This window comes from Mesorhizobium sp. LSJC285A00 (genome assembly GCF_000503155.1).
Classification (GTDB): Bacteria; Pseudomonadota; Alphaproteobacteria; order Rhizobiales; family Rhizobiaceae; genus Mesorhizobium.
The window spans coordinates 1-672 of the sequence record NZ_AYVK01000114.1 but is presented as its reverse complement, the minus strand read 5'-3'; the positions used below and the strand labels follow the sequence as shown (position 1 = coordinate 672).

General features: G+C 59.8%; 1 protein-coding gene. It reads left to right on the top strand.

Annotation, left to right across the window (positions count from 1 at the left end; translation table 11 throughout):
- Positions 1-117: 117 nt before the first annotated feature.
- Positions 118-672: TCP-1/cpn60 chaperonin family protein (locus tag X726_RS137230; RefSeq protein ID WP_023673979.1), on the top strand; the 555-nt coding region annotated here is incomplete at its 3' end.

Genomic DNA, 672 nt, shown 5'->3' with positions numbered 1-672 from the left:
GGCGAAGACCTTCTGATCATGAAGGAATCCGACATTATGGGCATCATCGGCTGATCATCGGCCTCACCGTCAACTGAATTTCGGGCTTGATCGCAAGCCCCTGCCAGGAGCTAAAAAATGGCTGCCAAAGACGTAAAATTCTCCCGCGACGCCCGCGAGCGCATGCTTCACGGCATCAACATCCTCGCCGACGCGGTGAAGGTGACCCTCGGTCCCAAGGGCCGCAATGTCGTCATCGACAAGTCGTTCGGCGCACCGCGCATCACCAAGGACGGCGTCACCGTCGCCAAGGAAATCGAACTTTCCGACAAGTTCGAAAACATGGGCGCGCAGATGATCCGCGAAGTTGCTTCGAAGACCAACGACATCGCCGGTGATGGCACCACGACCGCGACCGTCCTGGCGCAGTCGATCGTCCAGGAAGGTAACAAGGCCGTTGCCGCCGGCATGAACCCGATGGACCTGAAGCGCGGCATCGACCTGGCCGTGACCGAAGTGGTCGCGGCTCTCGGCAACGCTGCCAAGAAGATCAAGAACTCCGAGGAAGTTGCCCAGGTCGGCACGATCGCCGGCAATGGCGACGAGTCGGTCGGCAAGATGATCGCCGAAGCGATGCAGAAGGTCGGCAATGAAGGCGTCATCACGGTTGAAGAAGCCAAGACCGCCGAGACC